Here is a 26,424-nt window from a genome sequence, read left to right as displayed (position 1 = left end):
TCGGATTATGTTGTCTTATGCGTTTTTCTTCTTTCGCTTTCGGAAGAAATCAAAAATGAACCAAGCTGCCAATAGCCCGATGAAATACCAGAAATAGGATACAGGTTCGCCGCTTCCACCAACGGTGGTAAATACACGATCCCAACGAACCCTCCAATTGGCGATGCCCTGCCTAAAGTTGTCAAAGCTCATCCAAAGGAACACGGGTTTGCCCACAATATGATCGGCAGGAACATATCCCCACGTTCTACTATCTTCGGAGTGGTCACGATTGTCACCCATCATCCAATAATAATCCTGTTTAAAGGTGTAGGAATCGGCTTCTTCGCCATTTATGAGCACTTTGTTGCCAGTAACCTTTACGTCATTGTATTCGTAATCCCGAATAATTTTTTTGTACAGTGGAATGGTCCTGGAATTGATTTCGACGGTGGTTCCTTTCTTGGGAATAAAAATGGGTCCAAAGTTATCGTTGTTCCAAGGGTATAGGTTAGGTTTTTGAGGGAAAGCACCGCCATATTCCCCTTTGGGTTCTATGGTCTGTACCACAGAATCAATAGCAGGATTGTTTCGGAGGGCCGAGACCATTTCATCAGTTAAATTGGCCATACGGGAGCGAGGTTTTTCCTCGGTCAGCGAAAGCCGCAATTGACGAATAACATCGGTCGGGATCCCATTTTCCTGTGTGTACAGTTCAATTTTGCCATTCTCTGTTGGTCTTGCACCGGAAATGAATGGCGCCAATCCATTGTACTGCGCTTCACTGATATTGGTTGCAATGTATTTTCGAACATAGTCGGATGCATCCACCTCTTCCAAAAACCTACTGGAAACCCCGTTTTTTGCATAAATATCGTAGACATACATCGGTTTTGCCCTGTCAGATAATTGAAGCTGTTCCCCATTGATGTACACATAGCCATCAATAACTTGCAAGGAATCTCCTGGGGTACCTACACAACGCTTTACGTAGTTTGATTTTTTATCAATAGGCTTTATAACGGCCTTTTGTGCCTTAAAGAATTGATACAAAGTATCAGCGGGCAAACTGAAGACCACAATATCGTTTTTCTCCACTTTTTCAAAACCGGGCAACCGCATGTAAGGGAGTTGCAATTTGTTTATCCAAGAAGTTTTATAAGTGTCTGGATTCACATCGGCCAAATATGACCTTGTTTTAAGAACAGGAAGTGTATCATGCACCATGGGGGCGGCCAAGGTTGTCATAGGAACCCTTGCTCCATAATGGAACTTGCTTACAAACAAGAAATCACCCACTCGCAAGGTACGCTCCAGAGACCCTGTCGGAATCACATAAGGTTGAATGAAATAGGTGTGGACAAAGGTTGCTGCCACAATGGCAAATACAATGGAGCTGACCCATTCGCCCAATCCCGTTTTTGGCTTTAGGCTACGATCTTCAATATATTGTACATCTTCAGCGTAATTGATATAGTAGATATAAAAACCAAGCGTTAAGATGACCAACCATGTATCTACAAGGGAATTTTTTCCAAAACTTCGGATGGTTTCCACCCAAACCACGGGGAACATCAATAAATTGATGATGGGAATGAACAATAAAATTACCCACCACCAAGGTCTGTTGATGATTTTCATCAAAACAATGCCATTGTAAATAGGTATGGCGGCCTCCCATGGTTTTCTGCCTGCCTTAACGTAGAGTTTCCAAGTTCCCAAGAAATGGATAACCTGAATAATCAGGATAAAAATGATCCATTGTGTACCGTCCATATAAAAAAGTTTCTTTGTTAGACCCTAGGTCTAAATTCTTGTTACGTTTTTTAGCTTAGGTTTAACACATCTTTCATGGAAAAAACACCTGTTTTTCCAAGTATCCATTCCGATGCAATAACCGCTCCCAGAGCAAAACCTTCTCTGTTATGTGCTTCGTGTTTTATTTCGATGGTGTCCACGGAACTCTTGTAGGCAATGCTGTGAGTTCCAGGCACTGTACCTTCCCTTATGGATTTTATTGGGATGATTTTATCTCCAGATTGTTCCAATTTCCAGTTTTGGTAGGAGGTGTTTTCAATAATGCCTTCGGCCAAGGTAATGGCGGTTCCACTGGGTGCATCCAGTTTTTGGGTGTGATGGATTTCTTCCATCGCAACCTTGTACTGATCTAATTCTGCCATCATTTTGGCAAGATGCTTATTGAGTTCAAAGAAAATATTGACTCCCAAACTAAAGTTGGAGGCGTAGATAAAAGCACTTTTATTGTCATTACAAATTTTGATGGCCTCCTCAAACCTATTCAACCAACCCGTTGTGCCACTAATGACGGGCACATTATTTTTGAAACAATTGGTGATATTGTCAAAAGCGGCTTCTGGAGTACTAAAGTCAATGGCAACATCCATTGAGGCGTAATCCACATCTTGTGAAGGGTCATCAATCTTTGCTACGATGGAATGGCCTCTTCCTTGAGCAATCTGCTCGATCATCTTTCCCATTTTGCCATATCCAAACAGACCGATCTTCATACATTAAAATTTTATAACCATAGCCATACCGTAGTTTGGCTGATTGGTAAAAGGGTTTATATCTAAATAAGGGTTGAGGTCAACAGCCAGATCATCACTTACATTATATTGCTTTAAGTGCGAGTCCACATTGGCATCTATAATGTTCAAGGCATAAAGAGCAATGGTGATTACCAAAGCCAAGTCCCTGTCCCGTTGGGTGTTTTCTTGTGCTTCTTGTAATGCTTCCGAAGTTAAATCCGGCCCGTTTCCGTCTTTGTTCAAATCCCAGAATTCGTCGTCTTCAAAACCTGCAAGTCTGCGCTTGAAAGCGTTTCTTGCCCTGCGATATTCGGTGTTGTTATAAGAATAGACATAAATTCCTGTTCCGATGGCGCCCCAAACAATGGGGGCCTTCCAATAGCGTTTGTTGTAAATTTGTCCAAGACCTGGGAGGATTGCCGAATAAAAAGCAGCCTTGCTAGGGGCAAGGGGATTAATGTTCTCCTTTTTGGTGACCTCTTCAAAAGTAACGCCTTCCCCTTTCATATTTTGTGAAAGAGAATCCACCTCTTTGGTTTGTTGGGGCTGTTTTTTGCTTTCTTTTTCCTCTTCTTCCTGAGAAAATCCTGTGTGAAACAACAAAAAGGCAAAGAACAATAAAAGGAGGTTTTTATTCACCTGTCAACAATTTTTTGATACGCTTAAAGTCTTCTTCTGAATGAAAGGGTATCACAATTTTTCCTTTTCCGTTTTTGGATGTGGTAATATCCACTTTGGTCGCTAATCGTTCTTTGATGGAATCCAAGCTGTTTGAAACAAAGTCGGGAACATCTGAGCTGCTCTTTTTCTTTTCGGAGCCTGAACTTTTAGGTTCTTTGTGGTCTTTGACCAATTGTTCGGTAGCTCTAACGGAGAGACCATCGGAAACGACCTTTTCATAAATGGCGATTTGGTCCTTCTTTTTATCAATGTTGATAAGGGCCCTACCGTGACCCATGCTGATGAATCCATCGCGCATTCCTGTTTGGATGATGGGGTCTAATTTTAACAGGCGCAAATAATTGGTGATGGTGGAACGTTTTTTTCCAACACGGTCGCTCAATTTTTCCTGAGTGATCTCGATTTCATCGATAAGTCTTTGATAAGAGAGGGCAATTTCGATAGGGTCGAGGTCTTGCCTTTGGATGTTTTCCACCAAGGCCATTTCCAAGGATTCCTGATCGTTTGCGATGCGGATATAGGCCGGAATGGTCTCCAGCCCCACCAATTTGGAGGCACGGAACCTTCGCTCCCCAGAAACCAATTGGAACTTATTGAAATCCAGTTTTCTTACGGTAATCGGTTGGATGATGCCCAGTTCACGTATGGAGCTGGCCAATTCCTCAAGGGTTTCGTCGTTAAAATTGGAACGCGGCTGAAAAGGGTTGACCTCAATGGAATTAATGTCCAACTCTACTACATTGCCTATAACCTTGTCCGCATTTTTGTCCGAAACTGACTTAATATCATTCTCCGGGTCATTCAATAGAGCGGACAGGCCTCTTCCCAGCGCCTGTTTTTTTGTTGCTTTCGCCATCTAAACTTTCTCCTTGTTTTTCTTCAAAATTTCGTTGGCTAAGTTAAGATAATTGGAAGCACCTTTGCTGCTTGCATCATATTTTATGATACTTTCACCATAACTTGGGGCTTCGCTCAGCCTAACGTTTCTTTGGATAATAGTGTCAAAGACCATATCCGCGAAGTGCTTTTTCACTTCTTCAACCACTTGGTTGGAAAGTCGTAACCTGGAATCGTACATGGTCAATAACATTCCTTCAATGTCCAAATCGTTGTTATGTATCTTTTGTACACTTTTTACAGTGTTCAACAATTTGCCAAGACCTTCCAGGGCAAAATATTCACATTGTATGGGTATCATTACAGAATCGGCTGCTGTAAGCGCGTTCAGGGTGAGCAGTCCCAAGGAAGGAGCACAATCAATCAGCACGAAATCGTACTTATCGCCCAAATTCTTTAAGGCTTCTTTCATCATGTACTCTCTGTTGTCCTTATCCACCAATTCAATCTCGATGGCAACAAGGTCAATGTGCGCTGGTACCAAATCCACATTAGGGGAATCGGTGGAAATCGTCACTTCTTCCACACTCATGGTGTGTTCCAAAAGCTGGTATGTACCTTTTTCGATAGAGTCAACATCAACACCCAAACCCGATGTTGCATTGGCTTGGGGGTCGGCATCAATAAGTAGCACTTTTTTTTCCAATACGCCCAAAGAGGCTGCAAGGTTTACCGTTGTGGTAGTTTTTCCTACACCACCCTTTTGGTTTGCTATTGCAATAATCTTGCCCATTTCATAGATAAGTTAGGTGCTAAAAATACGATTATTTAGGATGCGATAAAATGTAATTTGTTAACAGGGGGTGAATAAACCTACTATTCTACGTTAAATAAAGTTAAACTTTTATTTGTTAGACTGTTATGGGTTCTAATCCAATAGAATATTTAGAATTTCCGTGGCTGCATCTGCAATTTTGGTGCCTGGACCGAACACGGCAACCGCGCCATTTTTTAGCAGATGGTCATAATCTTGCTTTGGAATTACGCCCCCAACAATGACCATAATATCCTCGCGACCGTATTTTTTGAGTTCTTGAACCACCTCGGGAACCAGTGTTTTGTGTCCACCGGCGAGTGAAGAAATACCCAACACATGAACATCGTTTTCCACAGCTTGCTTGGCTACTTCGGCAGGTGTTTGGAACAAAGGTCCAATATCCACATCAAAACCTAGATCGGCATAACCAGTGGCCACTACTTTGGCGCCACGATCATGACCGTCTTGCCCCATTTTGGCCACCATAATACGGGGTCTACGTCCTTCTTGTTCGGCAAAGGCATCGGCCAATTTACGGGCCTTTTCAAAACTTTCGTCGTTTTTGATTTCTTTGGAATACACTCCGGTAAAGGATTGAATTTTTGCTCTATAACGTCCGAACGCACTTTCCATGGCATCACTAATTTCACCAAGGGTAGCACGCTGTTTGGCTGCTTCTATGGCTAAAGCTAACAAATTTCCACGGTCGGAGTTGTTTTCCATGGCCTTTTTGGAAGCAACACGTATTTCTTCGAGCGATTTTTCCACAGCTTTGGAATCCCTACTGCTTCGTATTTGGTCCAATCGAGCCATTTGTTGCTTGCGAACCTTGGCGTTGTCCACTTCCAAAATTTGAAGGTCGTCCTCGTTGTCCAATCTATATTTGTTCACACCAACAATAATGTCCTGTCCACTATCAATACGGGCTTGCTTTTTGGCTGCGGCTTCTTCAATGCGCATTTTTGGGATGCCTTTTTCAATGGCCTTCGTCATCCCGCCCAATTTTTCCACCTCTTGAATCAATTCCCAGGCATTTTCAGCAATATCGTTGGTCAATTTTTCCACTTTATGACTTCCTGCCCATGGATCTACCGTTTTTGTGATGTGTGTTTCCTGTTGAAGGTAAATCTGTGTGTTCCGTGCAATACGTGCCGAAAAATCCGTAGGTAAGGCAATCGCTTCGTCCAATGCATTTGTATGTAAGCTCTGGGTACCGCCAAAAACTGCCGCCATGGCCTCAATGGTGGTTCTGGCCACATTGTTGAAAGGATCTTGCTCCGTTAAGCTCCATCCACTGGTCTGACTGTGGGTGCGGAGCATCAATGATTTTGGATTTGAAGGGTTGAATTGTTGTACCAACTTGGCCCAAAGCATGCGTCCGGCCCGCATTTTTGCGATTTCGGCGAAGTGATTCATCCCAATACCCCAGAAAAATGAAAGTCTGGGTGCAAATTCATCAATTTTTAAGCCAGCCTTTATACCTGTTCGGATGTATTCGATTCCATCGGCCAAAGTATAGGCCAACTCCATGGATGCTGGAGCTCCAGCCTCGTGCATGTGGTAACCGGAAATGCTGATGCTGTTGAACCGTGGCATATTTTTACTGGTGAACTCAAAAATATCCGCAACGATCTGCATGGAGGGGGTGGGAGGATAGATGTAGGTGTTCCGCACCATAAATTCCTTTAAAATATCGTTTTGGATGGTTCCGGAAAGTTGTTCCATGGAAACACCTTGCTCCAGACCTGCTACTATATAAAAGGCCATTATGGGTATTACTGCTCCATTCATAGTCATGGAAACGGACATTTTGTCCAAAGGGATACCGTTGAACAAAATTTTCATGTCCTCAACGGAATCTATGGCTACTCCTGCCTTACCCACATCTCCGACTACGCGGTCGTTGTCCGAATCGTAACCACGGTGCGTGGGGAGATCAAATGCTACGGAAAGTCCTTTTTGGCCTGCCTCTAAATTTCTTCGGTAAAACGCATTGCTTTCCTCGGCAGTGGAAAAACCTGCATATTGGCGAATGGTCCAGGGCCTGCGAACATACATGGTGGAGTAGGGGCCACGTAAAAATGGCGAGATGCCCGCAGCAAAGTTGGTATGGCTATAGTTATGAGTTATGAGTTTTGAGTTATGGGTATTCTCCAACTCTGAATTCTGAACTCCGAACTCTGAACTTAATTCCAGATGTTGAAGGTTTTTTCTACTCATTGTTCAGTCTTTTTTGTTCCAAAGTTTCCGCCAATCTTTTTTCGATGATGGGCTCAATAATGGTTTTTCGTGCTTTGGTTTTTACAAAAGGATAGAGTTCCAATTCGTCCTTCATGCGGTCCTGTGGATTTTGGTATTTGTTGGTGCCAAGAGAAACTATCTTCCCTTCATCAAAAAGCTGTTGCTCCTTGTCCGCACTTTCCTTTATTTTACGCTGCACCATGCCTTTTTTTAAACTATCTAAAAAACCGCCTGCTTTTTCAATCTGCTTAAAAAGAACCAAGGCTTTTTCTGCCAATTGATGTGTGAGTGATTCGATATAATAAGTGCCTTCAGAAATTTGCGAAGCTCTGGCCAGATAGGATTCTTCTTTTAAAAGCAACAGTTGGTTACGTGCAATTCGTTCTCCGAACGCATTGTCTTTATGATAAATGGCATCATAGGCTAAATTACAAACGGTATCCGCTCCGCCCAAAACTGCCGACATGGATTCTGATGTAGTACGGAGCATATTCACGTTGTAATCGTACAAGGTTTTGTTGCGCTTGGAGGGTATGGCCAAAATGTTGCACCCACCTTGAATGTTGTATTCGGCCGCCAAGCTGTTCCAAAGCCATCGTAAGGCTTTTGTTTTGGCTATTTCAAAGAAATAGTTGCTGCCAACGGCAACTTTAAAAGTAATGGGGAAAGACTTCCCGTCCCCATTGCTATCGGGAGCACTCGAAGTGACAAAGTGATTTAAATATTCATTGGCGTGTGCTAAGCTGTATGCCAATTGTTGCACCATGTTGGCCCCGGCATTTTGGTATAGAGATGAGTCCACTCCAATGACTGAAATATCGGAATTGCCTAAAGCGAGTATTTGTGTCAGTAGTTTGTGGTCCTCTTCAAGGTTGTGATACCAGTTGCCATCTTTGGCCAAATGCCCAATGATGTCGATGTTCAAATGGGCCTTTGCTTTTTTGTCTTTTAGAAGTGAAACTAATTTTTTGACAGGTTCCAGGGCCAAAAACTCAAAATTGAAGTAAAGCTGCACCGTCTCTAAATTGATGCCAGAGAACAAGGTTTCGAAGTCAATTTTCTCATTGGGAATAGTGAAAATTATGCTTTCCGCACCTTTTTCGAGTATTTCTTGAGCCTTTGCATTGGCTTTTTTGCCATCCCCCGCATAAATTGATTGGCCTACCGACCAATCATGGTCTTTGGGGAGAGAAAAGGAAGGAATGCCCGCAATGTCCTCTTGATGGTAAAAAGGTTTAACATTAATCCCTTCCAAGGATTCCCAAACCAAGGTTTCGTTGTAATCGGCACCTTTGAGGTCCATCTGGATTTTTTGTTTCCACTGTTTGGCGGAAACTTCAGGAAATTCGTTAAATAGACCAGTGTTACTCATCTTGTTTGTTCTTTAGACTATCTTCATATTCAATCAGGAATATTTCTTCATTTTCCTTTTTCATGTAATATTTTTCACGGGCAAGCCTTTCCAACTCTCTCTTATCCGACATCTTTTCCAAGATTTCCTTATCCTTGGCGATTTCACTTTTCAGAAACTCCTTCTCCTTTTCCAACTTATCTATTTCGTTTTCAAGTTCCAAATGGATCATTAGGGAATTGGTGTCAAAAAAAGCCATCCAAATCACAAAAATGGTCAGGACCAAGATATAGGTATTGGTCATTATCTTGAACCATTTCTTTTTTCTCAATTCCTTTAGGCCCATGTTACGTAAGATTATTGTTGATGATGGTCCTTACAACATCTACGGCAACCGTATTGTAGCGATTGTTCGGTATAATGATATCCGCAAACTCCTTCGAGGGTTCAATAAATTGAAGGTGCATTGGTTTTACCGCGGTCTGATATCGAGTGAGTACCTTGTTTAAATCATGGCCCCGTTCCTGCGTGTCCCGCTGTAACCTTCGAATCAAACGCTCGTCCGAATCTGCATGAACAAATATTTTTATATCGAACATATCCCTTAATTTGGGATTACTCAACACCAAAATCCCTTCCACAATCATCACTTTTCGCGGTGGCGTAGGCACGGTTTCCTTCATTCGGGTTTCCTCTACAAAGGAATAAATAGGAGTGTCCACGGTCTTTCCTGCCCTTAACTGGTCAATATGCTCAATCAATAGGTCAAAATCAATGGAATTGGGGTGGTCAAAATTAATTTTGGCCCTCTCTTCCCGGCTCATATGGGAAAGGTCGTTGTAGTAGGAATCCTGCGAAATCACACCTACCTCATTTTCGGGCAATTGCTCCACAATTTGGTTTACTACCGTTGTTTTTCCGCACCCTGTGCCACCAGCAATCCCAAGAATCAACATAGTTCAAAATTTGTCATCAAAAATAAACAAATGATTATATCTACCGCTTAACTCGATAATCGAGATTTAAACCTGACTGCCGTTAGGCATGTTGCTCCGAGGCTTGCCCCGAAATCAAAATGTGTTTTTCCTATCAACCTGCCTACCGGCCAGGCAGGTGCCTCGTGAGCCTGCCTTTGTCGGCAGACAGGCTTGCCCCGAGGCAGTTTACTAGGATACAACATAATTAGCAATCATCTATCAAAAAATGAATGATCAATGTCATAATTCTTACTGGTTTAAGCGTTTAGCTTTGTGTGATTTTAATGCATTACCCTTATATTTATCAAGCTAACCAATGGAAATTTTATATATGAACGATACTTATACGGTCAAGGTTGGCGATGACTTTGACTTTAAACTTTCCAAGGACACTATTTCTTCGTTGGATTTGATCAAAACCGGTGATGATGCCTTTCATCTTTTAAAAAATGGGGGATCGTACCATATAAAAATTTTGGATTCCAACTTTAATAATGGAACCTACACCATAAGTGTTAACGGAAGGGAATACCAAACCTTAATCCAAACCCCTTTGGATGAACTTATCCAAAAAATGGGCTTTGCTACCAATGGCAGTAAAAATATAGATTCTATATCCGCACCTATGCCAGGATTAATTTTGGATATTTTGGTGGAAGAAGGTCAGGAAGTTGAAGAAGAAGGCCAACTATTGATTCTGGAAGCCATGAAAATGGAAAACATTATTACCTCTCCGAGAAACGGCGTTATCAAAAAAATAGGAGTATCGAAAGGTGATGCCGTTGACAAGAAACAATTATTGATTGAATTTCAATAAAATAGCATGAAAAAAATATTGATCGCCAATCGTGGCGAAATTGCGGTAAGGGTTATGAAAACCGTAAAAAAGATGGGCATAAATACTGTTGCCGTGTTTTCTGAAGCGGACAGGAATGCCCCCCACGTACAATTTGCGGATGAAGCCGTTTGTATTGGCGAAGCACCTTCCAACCAATCGTATTTGCGAGGGGACAAAATTATTGAGGTGGCCAAAAAGCTTCATGTTGATGGAATTCATCCAGGCTATGGCTTTTTAAGTGAAAACGCTGATTTTGCCGAAGCTGTGGAAAAGAGCGGCATCACTTTTATAGGGCCAAAATCCAAAGCCATTCGGATTATGGGGAGCAAATTGGCGGCCAAAGAAGCTGTGAAGGCTTATGATATTCCTATGGTGCCCGGTATTGACGAAGCGATTTCCGATGTGTCCAAGGCCCACGAGATTGCGAATGAAGTAGGTTACCCCATTTTGATCAAAGCTTCTGCCGGTGGTGGAGGTAAAGGAATGCGTATTGTGGAAAAGGCGGAAGACCTTGAATCGGGCATGAAAAGAGCCATAAGCGAGGCTACTTCCGCTTTTGGTGATGGTTCTGTTTTTGTGGAGAAATACGTTAAATCTCCCAGGCACATCGAAGTACAGGTCATGGCCGATACGCACGGTAATGTCCTCCATTTTTTTGAAAGAGAATGCAGTATACAGCGACGCCATCAAAAAGTGGTGGAAGAGGCGCCTTCTGCCATTTTAACCCCGGAATTGCGGGAAGAAATGGGCGTTGCAGCGTGCAAGGTGGCCAAATCTTGTGATTATGTTGGAGCAGGTACTGTTGAGTTTTTGATGGATGCCGACCTCAATTTCTATTTTTTGGAGATGAATACGCGCCTGCAAGTGGAACACCCCGTTACCGAACTTGTTACGGGAGTGGACTTGGTGGAATTGCAAATAAAAGTAGCTCGTGGCGAGGAACTCCCAATGAAACAGGAAGACTTAAAAATCAATGGTCATGCGGTGGAACTTCGCGTGTATGCCGAAGACCCATTGAACGATTTCTTGCCCAGTGTGGGAAATCTCGAAGCCTATCAATTACCCGTTGGTGAAGGGATTAGGGTGGACAATGGTTTTAAGGAGGGAATGGATATCCCCATTTACTACGATCCCATGCTGTCCAAGCTTATTACCTATGGTAAAACTCGCGAAGAAGCCATTGAATTGATGCTCGATGCCATTAAAAAATATAAAGTGAAAGGGGTGCAGACTACCTTGCCTTTCGGAAGTTTTGTGTTTGCTCACGATGCTTTCCGGTCAGGGAACTTTGACACCCATTTTGTGAAGAATTATTATTCTCCGGAAAAAATCAAGCAGCAAACGGCCAACGGAGCAGAGGTTGCTGCTATGATAGCCCTTTATCAATTTCTGGAAGACAAGAAAATAGTACGATTACCTTCAAATTGAATCCTATGGACCCCAAAATAAAAGCACTACAAGAAAAAATAGCACAGGCCTATTTGGGCGGTGGTGAAAAACGTATCGAAAAACAACATCAAAAGAAAAAGTTGACGGCTCGCGAAAGGGTACTTTACTTTTTGGATGAAGGCTCTTTTGAAGAAATGGGCATTTTGGTGACCCACCGTACCACCGATTTTGGTATGGACAAGGAAATGTATTATGGTGATGGCGTGGTAACAGGTTATGGAACCGTAAACGGAAGATTGGTGTATGTGTATGCCCAGGATTTCACCGTTTTTGGAGGAGCGCTTTCCGAAACCCATGCCGAAAAAATATGTAAGGTGATGGATTTGGCCATGAAAGTGGGAGCACCCGTAATCGGTCTCAACGATTCTGGCGGTGCCCGAATTCAGGAAGGAGTGAGGTCGCTTGGTGGTTATGCCGATATTTTTTACCGCAACGTGCAAGCATCAGGGGTAATTCCACAGATTTCTGCCATTATGGGCCCTTGTGCCGGTGGAGCGGTGTATTCGCCTGCAATGACGGATTTTATTATTATGGTGGAGGAAACCAGCTATATGTTCGTTACCGGGCCCAATGTGGTAAAAACGGTGACCAATGAGTCCGTTACTTCGGAGGAGTTGGGAGGAGCCAGTACCCACGCGGTAAAATCCGGTGTGGCCCATAAAACTTCCAATAACGATGCTACTTGCTTGGATGATATTCGAAGCTTGTTGAATTATCTGCCCCAAAACAATAAGGAAACCACCTCATTGTTGCCTTATAAACTTGGTGATGAAACAAGGGAGGAGTTGTCTAGTATAGTTCCGGATAATCCCAACAAGCCTTACGATATGCATGATGTTATAGGAGGAATTATTGATACCGATTCGTTTTATGAAATCCATAAAGATTACGCTGAAAATATTATTACCGGTTTTGCTAGATTAGGGGGTAGGAGTATTGGGATTATTGCCAATCAACCTATGTTTTTGGCAGGGGTTTTGGATGTGAACAGCTCCACAAAGGCAGCCCGTTTTACCCGTTTTTGTGATTCTTTCAATATTCCATTATTGGTGTTGGTTGATGTTCCTGGATTTTTGCCTGGAACTGACCAAGAGTGGAGCGGAATTATTATACACGGGGCAAAATTACTCTATGCCCTGAGTGAAGCGACCGTGCCACGAGTTACCGTGATTACCCGTAAAGCTTATGGCGGCGCCTACGACGTAATGAATTCCAAACATATTGGTGCCGACTTCAACTTTGCTTGGCCAAGTGCGGAAATCGCGGTGATGGGGGCAAAGGGTGCCAGTGAAATTATTTTTAGAAAGGAAATTGCTGCCGCCGATAACCCGGAAGCCAAATTAAAGGAGAAAGAAGCAGAGTATGCCGATAAGTTTGCCAATCCTTATCGAGCCGCTAAGCGTGGATTTATTGATGAGGTAATTCTGCCCAAAGATACGCGAAGCAAATTGTTGAAGACTTTTGCCATGTTGGAGAAAAAAGAGGTGCAAACTCCCTGGAAGAAGCATGGGAATATTCCATTGTAAAGTTGGAAAATTGAAGGACTCGTCTATTCATCCTTAGGGAAAAGAAAGATTCTTCTTAATACGTTTTATCAAATTGCAACAGCCCTACTGTACTTGATCAAATATTTCGAGGGGGTCATATTCGTAAATTTCTTAAAGGTATCCCTAAACGCCTTGGGGTCGTTATATCCCACTTCATACATTACTTCGTTGACCGTTTTTCTTCCTTTTTCCAACTCCTTTTTCGCTGCTTCCACTTTTACACGTTGTAGGTATTCGATAACCGTGTTTGAGGTAGCCTTTTTAAAACGTCTTTCGAAGGTTCTTCGACTTACCGCAATTTTATCGGATAGATCATCAACGGTTATTTTATCTTGATAATTTTGCTCAATAAATTCCTGAGCCTTTAAAACCTCCTTATCGTTATGGGATTTTTGCCCTTTGAAAATGATAAATGGCGATTGGCTGACACGGCCAATGTCTATTTCAAAAACTTTTGAGGATAGCACCGCCATTTCGCGACCGGCAAACTTTTCCACTAAATAAAGGTTTAGGTTTAAAGATGAATAGGCGCCTCCGCTAGTGTACAAACCGTTCTCGTCGGTGATAATTTTATCATCCACCAGATTTACTTTGGGGTACATCTCCCTAAACTCACTTGCTGCCAGCCAATGCGTGGCGCACTCTTTTCCATCGAGCAAACCTGTACCCGCCAATATAAATGCACCAATACACAGACTCGCCACTTCGGCACCATTGCGGTATTGCGTTTTGATCCAAGGAATAAGTGCACTGTTTTTGGAAACTACCTCCCTGTAATCACCATGAATTGCAGGAATAATGATCAAGTCGGTTTTCTTTATATCCTCAATAGTCGTATTTGGTATAATATTGAACATCCCGTTGCTTGACCTCGCTGTTTTTTGTGTACCCACAAGGTGAGTGGCAAACATTGGAGCTTTGCCCGCTCTTTGCAGGGCACTATTGGTCATATTGAACATTTTAAAAGTTGCCTCCAAATTGCTCAGGCTCGAATCTCCTTCGGGAACAAGTATCGATATATGTTTCATTTTCTGAAAATCAATTGATTAACTTTAATCCAAAGGTATAGTAAGTTGCTGTCGCAATCAACCCGTTATATTGACGTAAATATACCCCCAAAGTACTAATTAGTACACATACCTTTGGTAACACCTTGATTGTTAAACGGAAACGAGTGTTATGAGACAGGTTATTTTATCTATGCTAGTGTCCATCGACGGTTATATTGAAGGAGTGGACAATGATATCAATTGGCACGTTTGGAATGATGAAATGCAGAGATACATGATGGATTTTATGAAAACGGTGGATACTTTTATCTATGGTAGAAAATCGTATGAGTTGATGCTGGATTATTGGCCCGATCAAAAAGGTGAATTTGCAGATATAATGAACCAAACACCCAAAATTGTATTCTCCACAACCCTACAAAAGGCAAAAATGAATGCCAGAATAGCTCCCGGAAACGTCGCCGAAGAAATACAAAAAGAAAAAGAAAAACCAGGGAAGGACATGGTGTTGTTTGCCGGGGCCAATATAGCCTCATCATTTATAGAACACAACTTGATAGACGAATACCGAATTATTGTAAATCCTGTGGTTCTGGGCAAAGGAACACCTTTATTTCAGACCGAGAAACAGCAACAACTTAAATTAGTAAGCGCCAAACCTTTTAAATGTGGCAACATACTGAATATATACAAACCCGAACAGAATGGATAGAACTATTTTAAAAGAATACCACACTGTAACCTCAACGCTTATTGAGCTGCTCTCTTCGTTGACCAATGAACAACTCAATATAAAGCCCGCCAAAAATAGTTGGACCGCCGGGCAAGTCGGTAATCATCTGGACAAATCATACGACGTATCCAAAATTTTGTTGGGAGAGGTTAAAGATACCCAACGCCCCCCAGACCAAAAACTGACTGAAATACGTGCGTTGTTTTTAAATTTTGACATCAAAATGGATTCGCCCAAAGCGATTGTTCCAACAAATGACCCAATTAACAAAAAACGTCTTCTGACAAGTTTGAAAGAGAAAATTCAATGGGTCAATACGAACTCCAAGAATATGGACCTGTCAAAAACCTGTCTGGATTTTGAAATCCCAGAATATGGGCCATTCACCCGCCTCGAGTGGATTGGCTTTAATACAGTACATACACAGCGCCATAACCATCAACTACAACAAATCATTAAAAACATAAAAAATGACACCTAAACAAATCTGGGCAAACCTAGGCGTAGAAAATGTTGAAAGAACACAAAAGTTTTATCTGGCACTGGGGTTTAAGCAAAACGGAACTCCCTCAAAAGATTTGGTAAGCTTCTTGTTCGGTGACGATGAGTTTGTTATTCACTTTTTTAAAAAAGAAAAGCTAAAAACTAGTCTAGAAGGGGAGGTGGCCAATTTAAGCCAAGGAAATGAGATTATGTTCACTCTCTCCGCAGACAGCAAGGAAGAAATCCACGAGTGGATAGACAAAGTAAAAAAGATAGGGGGAACCATTCGTTTTGACCCTAGGAATGATAGAAAAAGTTTTTACGACGATAACGGTTATTACGTGGGTGTTTTTGCCGATTTGGATGGGCATTTATTCAATCTGTTCTGTAATTTGAACAAATAATCCCTGCATCAAGCAGGCGGAAAACATAACTTAAACTAAAAATCATGAAAACTATTTGGTTGAACCTACCTGTAAAGAACATTAAAAAATCGAAGGAATTTTTTAATGCCATTGGTTTTAAGGAAAATCCAATGCATAAAGATGCTGAGCACTTGGGGAGCTTCCTTATCGGAGAAAACAATTTTGTGTTGATGTTGTTTCCCGAGAACGCTTTTAAAGGGTTTGCACAGAATGAAATCAGTGATACCCAAAAAGGAACGGAAGTATTGATCAATATCGATGCCCAGAGCAAATCGGAAGTAGATGCAATGGCAAAAACAGTACAAAAAGCCGGTGGCAAAATCTTTGCAGAACCTGGTGAATCCGATGGTTGGATGTACGCTTTTGGTTTTGAAGATTTGGACGGGCACCGATGGAGCATGCTGTATATGGATATGGAAAAAATGCCTGGATAAATTGTATAAAATGATACAACAAAAGTTTAAAATAACAATCAACGCCCCGACCGATAAGGTGTGGCAAATACTATGGAATGATGACACCTATCGTGAATGGACAGCAGTTTTCTCCGAAGGGTCTTATGCCAAAACAGACTGGAAAGAAGGAAGCAAAGCTTATTTTTTAACTCAAGATGGAAGAGGAATGGTGAGTAGTATAAGACAAAATGTTCCTGATAAATACATGTCCATAGAGCATTTGGGAATTATTACGAACGGAGTAGAAGATTATAAGAGCACAGAAGCAAAACAGTGGGCAGGGGCCATGGAAGATTACATCCTCGAACATATTGATGACAAAACTCTATTACATATAGAAATAGATGTTGTTGATGGGTACAAAAATTTCTTTTTGGATACTTGGCCCAAAGCCTTGGAAAAAGTAAAAGCGTTGGCGGAAAAGCAATCGTAAAATCACACATAAACATTAATACTATAAATCAAAAACAATGAAAGTAAATCCATACTTAAATTTTGACGGAAAAGCAGAAGAAGCATTCAACTTTTACAAAGGGGTGTTTGGCGGAGATTTTATCGCGAACATGAAAATGGGGGATGCCCCCGATGCCGAGAAACTATCCGAAGAAGAAAAAAATCGTACCATGCATATCTCATTGCCCATTTCCAAGGATACTATTCTTATGGCTTCTGATACTGTCCCTTCCATGGGGCATAAGCTCATGAAAGGAAACAACAACTATATCTCACTGCATCCGGAGAGTAAAGAAGAAGCAGACCGTCTGTTCAATGGCCTTTCAAAAGGAGGGAAAATTGAAATGCCCATGGCCGACCAGTTCTGGGGCGACTACTTTGGAAGCTTTGTGGACAAGTTTGGTGTCCATTGGATGGTCAATTATAATCCTCAAGGACAGTAATCTTATCACGACTATAAAATCAAACATGAACAAAAATTTCAATGGGAAACAATTAAATATGGTAGAGGTATTTCGCACCTCGGTAACCACTATTGAAAAAGCGGAATTCCTTTTGGGCAAACTCCAAAAGGAATTTCCTTATTGTGAAATCAATTTTGATTTAGAGGATTGCGACAATATCCTGCGGGTAGCTTCTATGGAAAGTACAATAGATACTGTCCCTATCATTAAGCTGGTAAAAGCATATCAAGAGGACATACAAATCCTGCCCGATGAAATCCCTATAAAAATGTCGACATTAATCACCTAAGCAGCGTATAACTTTATCGGAGTCAATGTTATAATACAATCGTTAAAAAGTAAATGCAATCAACAAACACCAAGCAAAGTGAAACTAAATATAAAACCTGATTGTGGAAATGCCCCAAAAAGAGCGTTGGTCAAAGACCTTACCTGCTATTTTGCATCCAATGAAATTGAAAAGGCAATAGGTTTACTTGATACCAACATTACATGGACTTTGGTCGGAGACAAAACTATCAGCGGTATAAAGCCCTTTAGAACAGTGTTACAGGTAATGCGACAAAACAAAGTACAAGAGTTAACCATTTATAGTATAATTACCCACGGTAAAGAAGCCGCCGTAAATGGTGAAATGGTATTGGAAGATGGAAGCACTCTCGGGTTTTCTGATTTTTACGAATTTACGAGTGCCAAGGGAACTCGTGTAAAGGCTATTGTATCCTATTTGGTCTCCAAAAATCATGCATAGTGGATACCGCCTTTGATTGAGCAGAGCTTATAGAATGTTCATTCAATATTTATGAAATAGCCGAACCCGTCAATTAATTTTTCATTATAGTGTACATAGAGCGGTTGGTTTTCAGGATTTGATTCATCCCTGCCAACACTAAAAAAGATAAACCTAGAAATATAGGGGTCTTTATTGCACCCATCCTAATATTGGCAATAGAAAAAGACGGTACATCGCCAAAATACAGATATATACCCATAACCAATAGTAAAGCGGCCAAGGCAAAAATGGCATAGCTTAATGGTGGAATTTGAATGATTGCAGTTTTTTCTTCTTCCTGCTCAATCCGCTGCATGAGTCTATCCGTAAACCCATCAGAAGTACGAATTTCACTCTCTTTAAGTACTTTTTTTATCTGCTCCTCTTTCATATTATCTCTTTTAGCTCGTTGCCCAATAATTTTTTTAACCGATCTCCCATATTTTTCCGGCCCCTATGAAGATTTACTTTAATCTTTGAATTGCTGAACCCCGTGATTTTCTGTATTTCGGAAATCTTGTATTCGTACAAATAAAATAGCCTGAGTACCAAAGCTTCGTCGGGGTTTAAGTCGTTGAGAGCAAGACAAATATATTTTCTTTTTTCCTGTTGCATTAAAGGTGTGTCATTGTGTTCCCCTTCCGTTTCAATCCTTAGAGTTTCGCCTGTCTCGATTTCAACATACTTTTTTTGCTGTTTTAGTATGTTGTACGAAGTGTTTATCACAATCCGATACAGCCATGTCGAAAACTTGGACCGTTGTTTGAACGTATGCATTTTTTGATAGACTTTTATAAAGGCAGTCTGAACGGCGTCTTCTGCAACTACTTGATTTTTTAAAATAGAACAAGCAAGGGAAAGGGACGCATTTTTATGAATCTCTACCAATTCCCTAAATGCCTCCTTATTCCCTTGCATGCTCTTTGCCACAAGTGCAATATCCTTGGAGTCCCTATCTTCCACTTTCCTTTTTTCGCAACCAATGCGCCAGTAACAATCCCCCGGCACCGAATACAAGGATGGTACCCCAAATAAATAAATCGGCCGTGTCCTCCGATAGGTCCATTGTGGTAAAAATGGTCGATGCAATCAACCCAACACCAAGGCCGAGTACAATACAACCTATATCTACATATTGCATTTTATTCCCAGTTTGGGAAGGTTTAAGCCCTTTTTCTATCATGGCCTTTTTTAAAAGATAAGTATACCTCACTACAATGAAGACCACTGCCACTATACCTCCCATTAGAAGCAGAGCACCCAAAGCATCCTGTATATTTTCCATAACTATCCTTTTTTGATGTATTTATTGATTTCTATGTTTTTTATATCGATTATTTAACAATTCAAACCTAGAATTGTGGGCCCATCACTACTGAAAGCGCTTCCAAAAATTGTGGCATCTTATCACAATTGGTAAATACCACCAAGCCATATTCCTTTTCCGGCATAAACATGGCGTACGCTTGAAAATCGTGATTGTTCCCCGTGTGCATATGCATGGTTCCCTTTGAAGTGACTTTTTGTGCAAAGCCAAGTCCCCAACCTGTTTGGCCTATTTCTTTTTTAAGTGGGTTATTATCCGAAAAATGGGTCTCTTCCTTGAGCATAGCTTCAAAAGTGTCATTTTTCAACCCTTTCCTTTTGAGCATTGCAATAATAAATTTAGCATATTCTGAAGCTTCACTGTGCACACTGGAAAAAGCATTGAAGGTTTTTCCACTCCATCCACCTGCAGCCGGACTGTTTTGGGTAGGTTTGCCTTCACTGTTGTGCCCAAAAACTTTGTGTTCCTTCAAATAGTCGTCCCAAATAAAGGTGGTATGCTCCATATTCAAGGGAATGGTCACTTCTTTTTGGAACAGCTCGTTCAATCGTTCTTTAAATCCAACACCTTTTAACTGACCAATGACAGCCGCCAAATATTGGTAGGCTTCCCCTGAGTACATAAAATCGGTTCCTGGAGCAAAGGCCAGTTTTATAGGTTCGCCATTGGCATGATTGGGAAAACCTGTTTGGTGAGCCAATACCATGCGGGCCGTTATCAATTTATAATCTTTTACACTTTCTGGTGCAATACCCGGGTGGGGCAAATATTCATGGAGCGGTTTATCCAAATCCAGGACACCTTCTTCTACCATCTTCATTACAAAATAGGCAAAAATGGGTTTGGAAAGCGAAGCTCCCTCAAAAATGCTCGCCTTGGTCACCAGTGTACCTGTTTCTGAGTTGGCGACCCCAAACACATTATGGTACACCATTTTGTTCTTGTTGATGATGGCCATGGAAACTCCAGGTATATTGTTGGCTTTCATTGCCTTCACAACTTCTGCCTCCAATTTGGAAAGGGGTAGTGTATTCCCTTCAACTGTTTCTATGTACTTGTTTTGTGCACAGGTGTCCCGAGCCGCTAAAATTGCTATTGATAATAGGATTATTCTAATAATAGGTAACATGTATCTCATCTTTAAAAAATTTTAATTTGATTGATGTGTTTTTTTGTGAATTCACACCCATTGGACAAATTGAGATACAAAAAGGTTACAAAAATGGATTTGACTCCTTTTCAGGAAACTCAAGGTTCTAAATTAATGGATTACATCTTGACACTATCCAGCAATTGTAAAAGTTAAAATTAGGACTTATCCCTTTTGACTGTACATAAAAAATAGGTCTTATAAGTTAGTTGAATTAACTTTTGAAAGCATATCAAAATACCAAAAGTGAGGACAGAACGGATTTCAAACAAAAGACTGTCGGACTTGGTTACAAGAAGGAATCCTGCATAAATACGGTCTAGGTACTACCTTATTTGAGTGTGAATACTGTGAAAGTCAAAACACAAGAAAAATGGTTCTAAAAGTCATTTAAAGTTACAACAAGAACTGTAAGTGTTTGCTCCCGATGGGAACACGCTTGATATGATTTTAGATGGTTTTAAATGAATTCAAACGATATGTTTAAAAACACAAAACACTGAAAATCACAAGATTAACAGTGTTTTGATTTTACTTAAATAAGGTAAGTCGGGATGACTGGATTCGAACCAGCGACCACGCGCACCCCATGCGCGTACGCTACCAGACTGCGCCACATCCCGAAATCAGCAAAATGCTGATAAAATTCAAAAAAACAATACCCAAATTACAATTCCGCCTACCGCTAAGCGGTCTGGGTAACAGACGGAGTCTATCCTGAGCGTAGCCGTAAGGGCCACATCCCGAAAACGGAATGCAAAAATATAAATTTTGGTGACATTTCAATCCTAAAATTACTTTTTTACCAAAACCACATAGAGAATACTCAAATTTGGATTTTCAATATTCTAAATCATAGTTTCTGTTCTTACAAAAATTCTCTTTATCTTCCATAAAACGGACTTTTAAATCTGCTGTTTATCTATTATTTCAACATAAAATCATGCAAAAGAGCCTCTTATTCCCATATTTTTTTATTCTATTGCTCAGTACATCCTGTGCCCAAAAATTAGATAAGGGCATACATCTTCCAGCAACCATTGATTTTACACCTAAGCTTGTGGTAGGTGGGGTCCAAAATCCTTGGGGCATGGTATTTTTGTCCGACAATAGTATCTTGGTATCAGAGAAATCCGGAAAGCTCCTTCTCCACAAATCCGGAAAAACCATTGAAGTAGGCAATGCCCCTGAAGTATACAACCGTGGACAAGGTGGTTTAATGGATATTGAACTGCATCCCGATTACGACAATAATGGTTGGATTTATTTTTCCTACGCTTCTACCGAAGGCAATGAAAAAGGTGGCAATACGGCCATTATACGCGCAAAGTTATCCAACAACAAGCTCGTGAACATTGAAAAATTGTATAAAGCATCGCCAAACTCCACACGCGGGCAACATTTTGGATCTAGAATTGAGTTTGACAATGATGGTTACTTGTTCTTCTCCATTGGTGAAAGAGGGGACAGGGATGTAAACCCACAGGATATTACACGCGATGGAGGTAAAATTTATCGTTTGCACGATGATGGCCGTATTCCTGAAGACAATCCGTTTATTGATAAAACAGGGGCAAAAAAAGCCATCTACAGCTATGGGCATAGAAATCCTCAAGGCTTGGCTCTTCATCCTAAAACTGGAGTGCTTTGGGAACATGAGCACGGACCAAGGGGCGGGGATGAAATCAATATCATACAAAAAGGGAAAAACTATGGATGGCCCGTAATCACCTACGGTATTAATTATAGTGGCACCGAAATTACCGATGAAACCTCAAGGCCAGGCATGGAACAGCCATTGTACCAGTGGACACCATCCATTGCACCGTCTGGGATGACGTTTGTTACTTCCTTGAAATATCCCAAATGGAAAGACAATTTATTGGTAGGCTCCCTGGCTTTTCAATATTTGGAGCGATTGGAACTAAAAGACAACAAAGTTGTCTATCGCGAAAAATTACTGGACGGCATGGGCCGAGTTCGGAATGTACGCCAAGCACCAGATGGTTTTATTTATGTAGGTATTGAAGGTAAAGGGGTTTACCGATTGGAGCCAAAATAATCTGGACCCACTTATTTCAAAGCATCTACGGCCAACTTGACCGAACCATATTTTTTGAGCGCTTTTTCGGCTTCCTCATAACTCAGGTCCAACTCTTCCATAATATAACGTGTCCCTCTATCCACTAATTTGGTGTTGCTCAATTGCATGTTCACCATTTTGTTGCCTTTTACCCTACCTACACGAATCATCAAGGCGGTGGAAATCATGTTCAGGACCATTTTTTGACTGGTTCCACTTTTCATTCGGGTACTACCTGTTAAAAATTCGGGGCCTACGTTTACTTCAATCGGGATATCGGTTGATTTAGCCAAAGGGGACCCTGGATTATTGGTAATCCCCACTGTTAGAATACCATTGGACTTTGCATCTTCAATCCCTCCCAAAACGTAAGGAGTAGTGCCCGAAGCAGCAATGCCCACCAAAACATCATTATCATTAATATTATGTTCCTGAAGGTCTTTCCAAGCTTGCTTTGTGTCATCTTCAGCATTCTCGACCGCCTTGCGAATCGCCTCGTCTCCTCCTGCAATCAATCCAATTACCCGGTCATGGGGCATCCCAAACGTAGGTGGAATTTCCGAAGCATCCAATATGCCCAATCTACCACTGGTTCCGGCCCCTATATAAAAAAGTCTACCCCCTTTTTCAAAACGTTTGGCCGTTTCATCGACTACTGTGACCACCTGAGGCAATACCTGCTTGACAGCTTCAGCCACTTTCTTGTCCTCATTGTTGATATTGGCTACGATCTCCAACGTATCCATTCCCTCCAATCCATCATAGTTGGATGGCTCCTCTGTAATCTTAATATGTTTTTCCACCACTACTTTATAGTATTTGTATGTTCAAATTTTTGAATGCGTCCAGTTTTGAATCCCAAGGTTCCAACTCCGTTATCATGGTATTGATTACGTTCAAATCGCACGTTTTAAAGCGATGTTGGGAATTCAACTTCTCCGAAATACATAAAAGTACGGCTTTCTTGGAAGCATTGATTACGGCTTTTTTCGTCTGAACCACATCCCAATCAAACTCAGTCAATCCAAATTCCGTGTCAACATAGCCCGTACCTATAAAACTATAATCCACTTTAATCTGTGACAGTGCATTGATAGTACTGGACCCCATTGCTATTTGCGACCCCTTTGATAGTGTACCCCCAATAAATATGGTTTCCACATTAGGTTTGCGCAGCAACTCCATAGCTACAGGCAGACTCAGAGTGAAACAAGTAAGTTTTAGGTTTACGGGCAACAATTTAGCCAACTCGAGGCAGGTTGTCCCTCCATCAATCAAAATGACACTATTGTTTTTAAGAAGGCCCAATGCCTTTTTTGCGATAGTTATTTTCTTGTCTTGGGCATAAACATTGCTCTGTTGGGGACTGTGATTGGCAAATCCCAGAGAAACAGCACCTCCATGCACTTTGACCAAGAGGTTTTCATCATCAAGCTCTTTGACGTCCCTTCTTACGGTATCTACGGAAACATTGAGCTTGTCCGCCAAATCTGTCAGCAATACCCTGTTATGCAACTCCACCTCATTGAGTATGGAATGCTGCCTTTCTTCTTTAAGCATATGATATCCTTTTCATACGAATTCAAAAGTAGAAAACAATCACGGAAAATATCTTCTACGGGAACATAATGTTTATTTTGCTTAAAAACTGCAAATAATTGCAAATATAATGCGTTTTATTGCTGTTTAATGCTTTTTTTGAATATATTTGCAATGATAAACAGGTCAAAATCAATAAAAACATGCAAGAGTTAGCTGATAATGTATTAAAAAAGGAACCTCTGGATGCTGAATCCGTGAAGTTCGAAAAAATTGACACCCATATTTATCAAGATGCCCAAAGCGCATCGTGGTACGTTGCCAACGAAATAGCAAGTCTGATAAAACAAAAACAAGACGAAGGCAAAAAGGCGGTTCTTGGGTTGGCAACAGGTTCTACGCCGACCAAGGTGTACGACTATTTGGTTCAGTTTTATAAAGAAGGTAGACTGAGTTTTAAAAATGTTGTCACGTTCAATTTGGACGAATATTTCCCGATGGACCCAAACTCCATCCATAGTTATGTTCGTTTTATGAACGAACACTTGTTTGATCATATTGATATTGAGCCTCATAACGTTCATATTCCAGATGGGAGTTTGCCCAAGGATGAAATAAGAAAGTATTGCTTGGATTATGAAGAGAAAATAAAAAATGTCGGAGGTATAGACATCCAGATTCTAGGAATCGGAAGAACTGGACATATCGGGTTCAACGAACCTGGCTCGTCACTAAACAGTAAAACCCGTTTGGTTCGTTTGGATCGTGTTACACGCCTTGATGCCGCAAGTGATTTCTTCGGCGAGGAAAATGTGCCAAGAAGAGCGGTTACAATGGGCGTTGGCACCATTATGGATGCCAAAAGAATCATAATCATGGCATGGGGAGAAGGAAAAGCACCCATTGTACAACAAGCGGTTGAGGGCGAAATAAAGGAATCCGTTCCTGCAACTTTCCTACAACATCATAAAAACTGTGATTTTGTTCTTGACGGAGCAGCATCCTCCTATTTAACAAGAATAAAAACACCTTGGTTGGTAACCGAGTGCGATTGGGACGACAAACTCATCAAAACCGCATCAATTTGGCTTTCGGAAAAACTGGGCAAAGCCATATTAAAATTGACCAACGAAGATTATAATGAATATGGTATGGGAAGCCTGATTGCCGAAGTCGGTTCCGCAGAGCAAATCAACCTTTCGGTATTCAATCAATTACAACGCACAATTACTGGATGGCCCGGAGGCAAGCCTAATGCCGATGACAGTCAAAGACCGGAAAGAGCGCAACCCCACCCAAAAACATCTTTGATTTTTAGTCCCCACCCCGATGATGACGTAATTTCGATGGGAGGTACTTTACTGCGATTGGTGGACCAAGGACACAATGTCCACGTAGCCTATCAAACCTCGGGCAATATTGCGGTTTTTGATGATGAAGTAATACGTTTCCTCGATTTTGCTACGGATGTGCAAAAAGACAACAAGGAGCTTAAAAAGAAGTTTAAAGAAGTCCGTGAGTTTTTGGCCAATAAAAAACCGGGAGAATTGGATAGTCCCGAAGTGCAGGATTATAAAGGGCTAATTAGAAAAGGGGAGGCCTTGGCCGCGTGCCGCTATTGTGGTGTGAAAGAGGAAAATGCGCATTTTCAGAACCTGCCATTTTACGAAACAGGTGCCGTTAGAAAGAAACCCCTTTCCGACGAAGATGTTCAAATAACCTATGATTTGCTGAACAAGCTAAAACCACATCAAATCTTTGCCGCAGGAGACCTTTCCGACCCACATGGAACACACAGGGTTTGTTTGGATGTAATCTTTAAAGCTATTCAGCGCTTGGTGGACGAAGGCTCGGACTGGATAAGAAACTGCTACGTTTGGCTGTATAGAGGAGCTTGGCAGGAATGGGACATTGCGGATATGGAAATGGCAGTCCCAATTGGACCAAAAGATATGGATAGAAAAATCAATGCCATATTTAAACACCAGTCCCAAAAGGATAGTGCCATGTTCCCTGGGAACGACGAAAGGGAATTCTGGCAACGTGCAGAACAAAGAAACAAGGATACCGCAAATAGATATAATGCACTTGGAATGGCAGAGTACGAAGCCATGGAAGGTTTTGTACGGTACCATTTCTAAAAACAACAACATTTCATTTTAAGTTGTTAGTTGTTTAATTAATCTTGAAAAGGCCTACATTTAGTGCATACGTAGGCCTTTTTCTTTTATGTACCTCCGTTAAAACAACATAAAAACTTGACC

The 26,424-nt window shown here is 41.3% G+C and carries 29 protein-coding genes and 1 tRNA gene; 13 read left to right on the top strand and 17 right to left on the bottom strand.

The features are described 5' to 3' along the window. Positions 1 to 15: 15 nt before the first annotated feature. The 9 genes from lepB to udk form a co-directional block, all read right to left on the bottom strand. Positions 16 to 1,755 (bottom strand): signal peptidase I, encoded by a 1,740-nt coding sequence (gene lepB / locus GO009_RS08410; RefSeq protein ID WP_163625765.1) that lies wholly within the window; start codon positions 1,753 to 1,755, stop codon positions 16 to 18. 50 nt (positions 1,756 to 1,805) lie between these two features. Continuing rightward, positions 1,806 to 2,507 (bottom strand): 4-hydroxy-tetrahydrodipicolinate reductase, encoded by a 702-nt coding sequence (gene dapB, locus GO009_RS08405; RefSeq protein WP_163625764.1) that lies wholly within the window; start codon positions 2,505 to 2,507, stop codon positions 1,806 to 1,808. Between the two features lie 3 nt (positions 2,508 to 2,510). Continuing rightward, the gene (locus tag GO009_RS08400; protein ID WP_313790215.1) at positions 2,511 to 3,167 is read right to left on the bottom strand and encodes a DUF5683 domain-containing protein; all 657 of its coding nucleotides are present in this window, start codon (positions 3,165 to 3,167) and stop codon (positions 2,511 to 2,513) included. Beyond that, positions 3,160 to 4,065: a ParB/RepB/Spo0J family partition protein gene (locus GO009_RS08395; protein ID WP_163625763.1), complete on the bottom strand. Its 906-nt coding sequence runs from the start codon at positions 4,063 to 4,065 to the stop codon at positions 3,160 to 3,162. The genes GO009_RS08400 and GO009_RS08395 overlap by 8 nt, the downstream gene beginning before the upstream one ends. Next, on the bottom strand, positions 4,066 to 4,839 hold the full coding sequence (locus GO009_RS08390; RefSeq protein WP_163625762.1) for a ParA family protein: 774 nt from the start codon (positions 4,837 to 4,839) through the stop codon (positions 4,066 to 4,068). A gap of 135 nt (positions 4,840 to 4,974) precedes the next feature. Then, positions 4,975 to 7,083 carry a methylmalonyl-CoA mutase gene (gene scpA, locus GO009_RS08385; RefSeq protein ID WP_163625761.1) on the bottom strand — a complete coding sequence of 703 codons (2,109 nt, stop codon included), beginning with the start codon at positions 7,081 to 7,083 and terminating at the stop codon, positions 4,975 to 4,977. Continuing rightward, positions 7,076 to 8,476: a methylmalonyl-CoA mutase subunit beta gene (locus GO009_RS08380; RefSeq protein WP_163625760.1), complete on the bottom strand. Its 1,401-nt coding sequence runs from the start codon at positions 8,474 to 8,476 to the stop codon at positions 7,076 to 7,078. The genes scpA and GO009_RS08380 overlap by 8 nt, the downstream gene beginning before the upstream one ends. After that, a complete protein-coding gene (locus GO009_RS08375) occupies positions 8,469 to 8,801 on the bottom strand; it encodes a septum formation initiator family protein (protein ID WP_163625759.1) in 333 nt (110 codons plus the stop codon). The genes GO009_RS08380 and GO009_RS08375 overlap by 8 nt, the downstream gene beginning before the upstream one ends. Before the next feature lies 1 nt (position 8,802). After that, positions 8,803 to 9,411, bottom strand: a complete 609-nt coding sequence (gene udk / locus GO009_RS08370) for a uridine kinase (RefSeq protein WP_163625758.1) — start codon at positions 9,409 to 9,411, stop codon at positions 8,803 to 8,805. A 337-nt stretch (positions 9,412 to 9,748) separates the two neighbouring features. Between udk and GO009_RS08365 the strand changes: the two genes are divergently transcribed. From GO009_RS08365 to GO009_RS08355, 3 genes are read left to right on the top strand one after another with little or no spacing between them, the layout of a single operon-like run. Then, entirely contained in the window at positions 9,749 to 10,249 is a 501-nt protein-coding gene (locus GO009_RS08365; RefSeq protein WP_239057424.1) for a biotin/lipoyl-containing protein, read from the top strand. A 6-nt stretch (positions 10,250 to 10,255) separates the two neighbouring features. Further along, complete coding sequence (gene accC / locus GO009_RS08360) at positions 10,256 to 11,698, top strand: acetyl-CoA carboxylase biotin carboxylase subunit (RefSeq protein ID WP_163625757.1); 1,443 nt, start codon at positions 10,256 to 10,258, stop codon at positions 11,696 to 11,698. Between the two features lie 5 nt (positions 11,699 to 11,703). After that, a complete protein-coding gene (locus GO009_RS08355) occupies positions 11,704 to 13,245 on the top strand; it encodes an acyl-CoA carboxylase subunit beta (protein ID WP_163625756.1) in 1,542 nt (513 codons plus the stop codon). Positions 13,246 to 13,313: 68 nt separating this feature from the next. Here the strand turns inward: GO009_RS08355 and GO009_RS08350 are convergent, their stop codons facing one another. After that, a complete protein-coding gene (locus tag GO009_RS08350) occupies positions 13,314 to 14,294 on the bottom strand; it encodes a GlxA family transcriptional regulator (protein WP_163625755.1) in 981 nt (326 codons plus the stop codon). Between the two features lie 151 nt (positions 14,295 to 14,445). On the opposite strand from GO009_RS08350, the gene GO009_RS08345 reads away from it, so the two are divergent. The 8 genes from GO009_RS08345 (at position 14,446) to GO009_RS08310 (ending at position 18,040) form a co-directional block, all read left to right on the top strand. Continuing rightward, on the top strand, positions 14,446 to 14,988 hold the full coding sequence (locus tag GO009_RS08345) for a dihydrofolate reductase family protein (RefSeq protein ID WP_163625754.1): 543 nt from the start codon (positions 14,446 to 14,448) through the stop codon (positions 14,986 to 14,988). Further along, a complete protein-coding gene (locus GO009_RS08340; protein ID WP_163625753.1) occupies positions 14,981 to 15,490 on the top strand; it encodes a DinB family protein in 510 nt (169 codons plus the stop codon). Before GO009_RS08345 ends, GO009_RS08340 begins: the two co-directional genes overlap by 8 nt. Continuing rightward, the gene (locus GO009_RS08335) at positions 15,480 to 15,896 is read left to right on the top strand and encodes a VOC family protein (RefSeq protein ID WP_163625752.1); all 417 of its coding nucleotides are present in this window, start codon (positions 15,480 to 15,482) and stop codon (positions 15,894 to 15,896) included. Before GO009_RS08340 ends, GO009_RS08335 begins: the two co-directional genes overlap by 11 nt. Positions 15,897 to 15,940: 44 nt before the next feature. Then, positions 15,941 to 16,351 carry a VOC family protein gene (locus tag GO009_RS08330; protein WP_163625751.1) on the top strand — a complete coding sequence of 137 codons (411 nt, stop codon included), beginning with the start codon at positions 15,941 to 15,943 and terminating at the stop codon, positions 16,349 to 16,351. A gap of 10 nt (positions 16,352 to 16,361) precedes the next feature. Then, positions 16,362 to 16,805, top strand: a complete 444-nt coding sequence (locus tag GO009_RS08325; RefSeq protein WP_163625750.1) for an SRPBCC family protein — start codon at positions 16,362 to 16,364, stop codon at positions 16,803 to 16,805. 37 nt (positions 16,806 to 16,842) lie between these two features. Further along, entirely contained in the window at positions 16,843 to 17,268 is a 426-nt protein-coding gene (locus tag GO009_RS08320; protein WP_163625749.1) for a VOC family protein, read from the top strand. A 25-nt stretch (positions 17,269 to 17,293) separates the two neighbouring features. Continuing rightward, complete coding sequence (locus GO009_RS08315) at positions 17,294 to 17,578, top strand: hypothetical protein (protein WP_203532415.1); 285 nt, start codon at positions 17,294 to 17,296, stop codon at positions 17,576 to 17,578. Positions 17,579 to 17,656: 78 nt separating this feature from the next. Further along, positions 17,657 to 18,040 carry a nuclear transport factor 2 family protein gene (locus tag GO009_RS08310; protein ID WP_163625748.1) on the top strand — a complete coding sequence of 128 codons (384 nt, stop codon included), beginning with the start codon at positions 17,657 to 17,659 and terminating at the stop codon, positions 18,038 to 18,040. 73 nt (positions 18,041 to 18,113) lie between these two features. On the opposite strand, the gene GO009_RS08305 is transcribed toward GO009_RS08310, so the two are convergent. From GO009_RS08305 to GO009_RS08285, 5 genes are all read right to left on the bottom strand, one after another. Further along, positions 18,114 to 18,452: a hypothetical protein gene (locus GO009_RS08305; protein ID WP_163625747.1), complete on the bottom strand. Its 339-nt coding sequence runs from the start codon at positions 18,450 to 18,452 to the stop codon at positions 18,114 to 18,116. Beyond that, complete coding sequence (locus GO009_RS08300; RefSeq protein WP_163625746.1) at positions 18,449 to 19,024, bottom strand: RNA polymerase sigma factor; 576 nt, start codon at positions 19,022 to 19,024, stop codon at positions 18,449 to 18,451. The genes GO009_RS08305 and GO009_RS08300 overlap by 4 nt, the downstream gene beginning before the upstream one ends. Beyond that, positions 19,014 to 19,346 carry a hypothetical protein gene (locus tag GO009_RS08295; protein WP_163625745.1) on the bottom strand — a complete coding sequence of 111 codons (333 nt, stop codon included), beginning with the start codon at positions 19,344 to 19,346 and terminating at the stop codon, positions 19,014 to 19,016. Before GO009_RS08295 ends, GO009_RS08300 begins: the two co-directional genes overlap by 11 nt. A 67-nt stretch (positions 19,347 to 19,413) precedes the next feature. Next, a complete protein-coding gene (locus GO009_RS08290; protein ID WP_239057423.1) occupies positions 19,414 to 20,526 on the bottom strand; it encodes a serine hydrolase in 1,113 nt (370 codons plus the stop codon). 561 nt (positions 20,527 to 21,087) lie between these two features. Beyond that, positions 21,088 to 21,161: transfer RNA gene (locus tag GO009_RS08285), tRNA-Pro, on the bottom strand. A 320-nt stretch (positions 21,162 to 21,481) separates the two neighbouring features. Here GO009_RS08285 and GO009_RS08280 point away from each other — a divergent pair. Beyond that, positions 21,482 to 22,600 (top strand): PQQ-dependent sugar dehydrogenase, encoded by a 1,119-nt coding sequence (locus GO009_RS08280; RefSeq protein ID WP_163625744.1) that lies wholly within the window; start codon positions 21,482 to 21,484, stop codon positions 22,598 to 22,600. Between the two features lie 11 nt (positions 22,601 to 22,611). On the opposite strand, the gene murQ is transcribed toward GO009_RS08280, so the two are convergent. Then, complete coding sequence (gene murQ / locus GO009_RS08275) at positions 22,612 to 23,424, bottom strand: N-acetylmuramic acid 6-phosphate etherase (RefSeq protein WP_163625743.1); 813 nt, start codon at positions 23,422 to 23,424, stop codon at positions 22,612 to 22,614. 7 nt (positions 23,425 to 23,431) lie between these two features. After that, entirely contained in the window at positions 23,432 to 24,181 is a 750-nt protein-coding gene (locus GO009_RS08270) for a DeoR/GlpR family DNA-binding transcription regulator (RefSeq protein WP_163625742.1), read from the bottom strand. A gap of 182 nt (positions 24,182 to 24,363) precedes the next feature. On the opposite strand from GO009_RS08270, the gene nagB reads away from it, so the two are divergent. Continuing rightward, positions 24,364 to 26,301 (top strand): glucosamine-6-phosphate deaminase, encoded by a 1,938-nt coding sequence (gene nagB / locus GO009_RS08265; protein WP_163625741.1) that lies wholly within the window; start codon positions 24,364 to 24,366, stop codon positions 26,299 to 26,301. Positions 26,302 to 26,424 lie beyond the last annotated feature (123 nt).

The sequence above is a fragment of the Allomuricauda sp. TY007 genome, from assembly GCF_010468565.1.
Classification (GTDB): Bacteria; Bacteroidota; Bacteroidia; order Flavobacteriales; family Flavobacteriaceae; genus Flagellimonas.
Note: the sequence above shows the minus strand (reverse complement) of the source record. Positions and strands in the feature narration are given on the sequence as shown.